We start from the raw sequence: 3,791 nt of genomic DNA, 5'->3' as shown, positions 1-3,791 counted from the left end.
ATCTCGTCGAGGGACACGAACGCCGCCGGGACCATGTAGTCGGGCAGCCGCGCGGCGACGAACCCGCGAAGGTCGGCGTCGTCGTCGGCGGCGGCGCCGATGACGTAGGCGACGAGGCGCTTGGTTCCGGGGTCGTCCTCACGAGCGATGACGACCGCCTGGTCGATGTGATCGTGGGAAGTCAGGACGGCTTCGACCTCGGCGGGCTCGATCCGGAACCCGCGGATCTTCACCTGCTCGTCGGCGCGTCCCTCGAACGCGAGCCGTCCCTCGTCCGTCCAGCGCGCCAGGTCGCCCGTCCGGTACATCCGGCCCGGGACGAACGGGCACGCCACGAACCGCTCCGCCGTCAGGACAGGACGGCCCGCGTACCCCCGGGCCAGCCCGTCGCCCGCGACGTACAGCTCCCCCACCGCGCCCGGCGCCACCGGATTCAGGAACTCGTCCAGTACATAGACCTGCGTGTTGTCGAGCGGACCGCCGATCGGAACGGCCGCCGGAACGTCAGTGGCCGAAGTGAACGGGACGTGCGTGGCGAACGCCGTCGTCTCGGTGGGGCCGTACGTCGAACGAACCAGCAGGTCGGGGTGGGTTTCCAGCAGCGTGCGGACGGCACTGGACGACACCACGTCGCCGCCGGTCGACACCTCGCGGACACCCGCGAAGATCTCCGGCGACTGCTCGGCCAGGACGCGGAACAGGCCGGCGGTCGCGTGCACGTTGGTGATGCCGTGCTCGGCGATCAGCCGTCCGCGCTCGGCCGCGTCGATGTCGCCCGGAGGCGCGATCACCAACCGTCCGCCGCGCAGTAGCGGCGCCCAGATCTCGTACGTCGACGCGTCGAACGCGTGGTTCGCCTGCACGAGGACGCTCTCCAGGACGTCGTCCCGCCAGGCCGTATCGAGGACGAACGCAGCGACGTTCCCGTGCGTGACCGCGACACCCTTCGGCGTCCCCGTCGAACCCGACGTGTACATGACGTAGGCGAGATCGTCCGGGGACATCCGGACGGCCGGGGCGGTCTCGCACGGCTCGAACACGTCGTCGTCGGTCAGGACGACCGACACCCCGGCCTCGGCGACGATCGACGCCAACCGCTCCGGCGGATGCGAAACGTCCAGCGGAACGTACGCGGCCCCTGCCTTCAACACCCCCAGCAACGTCGCGATCAGGCCCGCCGACCGCTCCATCCGCACGCCCACCAGCGACCCGCGACACCCCGCCAACCCACCCGCGACACCGTTCGCCCGCGCGTTCAACTCCGCATACGTCCACGAAACGCCCTCGGACACCACCGCGACCGCATCCGGCGTCCGCACCGCCTGCCCCTCGAACAGCTCGGCCAACGAGGCACCCGACGGCAGCGGACGGGACGTGTCGTTCCAATCGCGGACCACCCGCCGCCACTCCTCGGGCGACAGCACTTCGAGGTCCCGCACGCGCGTACGGGGATCGGCCGCGACCTGCTCCAGCACGCGCACCAGACGATCCGACAACGCCCGGACGGTCGCGTCGTCGAACAGGTCGGCGGCGAACTCGAACTGCCCGCCGATGCCCGCGGGGGCGCCGTCGCCGTCCCGGTGCTCGGTCAGCGCCAGCGACAGGTCGAACCGTGCCGCCATGCCCTCGGTCGGCGCGCCGAAAGGGCTGACGTCCAGTCCCGCCAGCTCCACCGGAACCCCGCTCGCGGGCACGTTCTGGAGCGTGAGCGCCACCTGGAAGAGCGGGTGCCGGGCGAGGGAGCGGGGCGGGTTGAGGTCCTCGACGAGCCGCTCGAACGGGACGTCCTGGTGCGCGTACGCGGCGAGGTCGGTTTCCCGGACGCGGGCGAGCAGTTCGGCGAACGTCGGGTCGCCGCCGACGTCGGTCCGCAGCACGAGGGTGTTCAGGAAGAAGCCGACCATGTCGTCCATGGCCGCGTCACCGCGCCCCGCCACCGGGGTGCCGAGCGGGACGTCGGTGCCCGCGCCCATCCGCGACAGCACGACGGCGAGGGCGGCCTGCGCGACCATGAACATCGTGACGCCGCCCCGCTGCGCCACCTCCACCAGACGCGCGTGGACACCCGCGTCGACCCGCACCGGGGCCATGCCCGCGCGGAACGACGCGTCCGCCGTCCGGGGCCGGTCGAAGGGCAGCGCCAGCTCGTCGGGTATCCCGCCGAGAGCGTCGCGCCAGTGGGAGAGCTGGGCGGAGACCACACTGCCCGGATCGTCCAGATCGCCCAGCACCTCGCGCTGCCACAGCGCGTAGTCGGCGTACTGCACCGGCAGCGGCACCCAGTCCGGAGCCTCGCCCCGGCGGACCCGCGCCTCGTAGGCGACCCCCAGGTCACGGGTGATGACGCCCATCGACCAGCCGTCCACCGCGATGTGGTGCGCGACGAGGACGAGCACCGACTCGTCCGGCGACACCACCAGCAGCCGCGCCCGCCACGGCACCTCGCCCGCCAGGTCGAACCCGCGCGCCATCTCCCCGGCCACGGTCTCGGTCAGGGCCGCCTCGCCGACCTCGGACACGACGAGACGAGGTCGTCCGGCCGCGCCCGCGAGGATCTCCTGCCGGGGCTCGCCGTCGACGTCCGGGAAGATCGTGCGGAGGCTCTCGTGCCGGTCCGCGACGTCGCCGAGCGCCGCTTCCAGCGCCGGGACGTCCACCTCGCCCGACAACCGCAACGCCAGCGGCACCGTGTAACCGGCGCCCGCCCCGGCCTCCTCCAGCCGGTTGAGGAACCACATCCGCCGCTGCGCGAACGACGGCGGGATCGTTTCCGGGCGCTCGCGCGCCGTCAGCGCCGCGCGCTTCCCGCCCTGCTCGTCCTGCACCGTCCGGGCCATCGCCGCGACCGTCGCGCCCGCGAACAGGTCGCGGATGCCGACCTCGGCGCCCAGCACCGACCGGATCCGGGCGATCAGCCGCATCGCGAGCAGGGAGTCGCCGCCGAGGTCGAAGAACGAATCCTCCGCACCCACCGATGCGAGCCCCAGGACCTCGGCGAACAACCCGCACAGAACCTCTTCGGTCGCCGTGGCGGGCCCCCGGCTCGATGTCGCGCCCGCGTAGTCGGGCGCGGGGAGGGCCGCGCGGTCGAGCTTCCCGTTCACCGTGACGGGAACGGCGTCCAGCCGGACGAACGCCGCCGGGACCATGTAGTCGGGCAGCCGCTCGGCGGCGAATCCGCGAAGGTCGGTCTCGGTGGCGGTCCCGATGACGTAGGCGACGAGCCGCTTCACGCCCGGCTGGTCCTCGCGGGCGATCACCGCGGCCTGGTCGATGTGGTCGTGGGAAGTCAGGACGGTCTCGACCTCGGCGGGCTCGATCCGGAACCCGCGGATCTTGACCTGCTCGTCCGCGCGTCCCGCGAACTCCAGCAGGCCGCCGTCCGTCCAGCGGGCCAGGTCACCGGTGCGGTACATGCGGCCCGGGTGGAAGGGGTTCGCGGTGAACCGTTCCGCAGTGCGGGCGGGCCGGCCCGCATAGCCGCGCGCCAGCCCGTGACCCGCGAGATACAGCTCCCCGACGACGCCGGGAGGTGCCGGGCGTAAGAACTCGTCGAGGACGTACGCGCGGGTGTTGTCCATCGGGGCGCCGATCGGCACCGCGTCGGGAACGTCACCGGCCGAAGTGAACGCCAACTGCGTAGCGAACGCCGTGGACTCGGTCGGGCCGTAGGTCGTCCGGACGATCAGGCCCGGGTGGGTCTCCAGAAGGTTCCGGACGGCCGTGGACGACACGACATCGCCGCCCGTCGACACCTCGCGCACACCGGCGAAGATCTCCGGGGACTGCTC

At 72.5% G+C, this 3,791-nt stretch carries 1 protein-coding gene; it reads right to left on the bottom strand.

Going from position 1 to position 3,791, the window contains the following annotated elements:
* A partial coding sequence (locus tag BJF79_RS34300; protein WP_143220611.1) for a non-ribosomal peptide synthetase occupies window positions 1-3,791 on the bottom strand: 3,791 nt, incomplete at both ends.

Source organism: Actinomadura sp. CNU-125 (genome assembly GCF_001942465.1).
GTDB lineage: Bacteria > Actinomycetota > Actinomycetes > Streptosporangiales > Streptosporangiaceae > Spirillospora.
The sequence above is the reverse complement of the archived record's forward strand: the minus strand, read 5'-3'. Positions and strand labels throughout refer to the sequence as shown.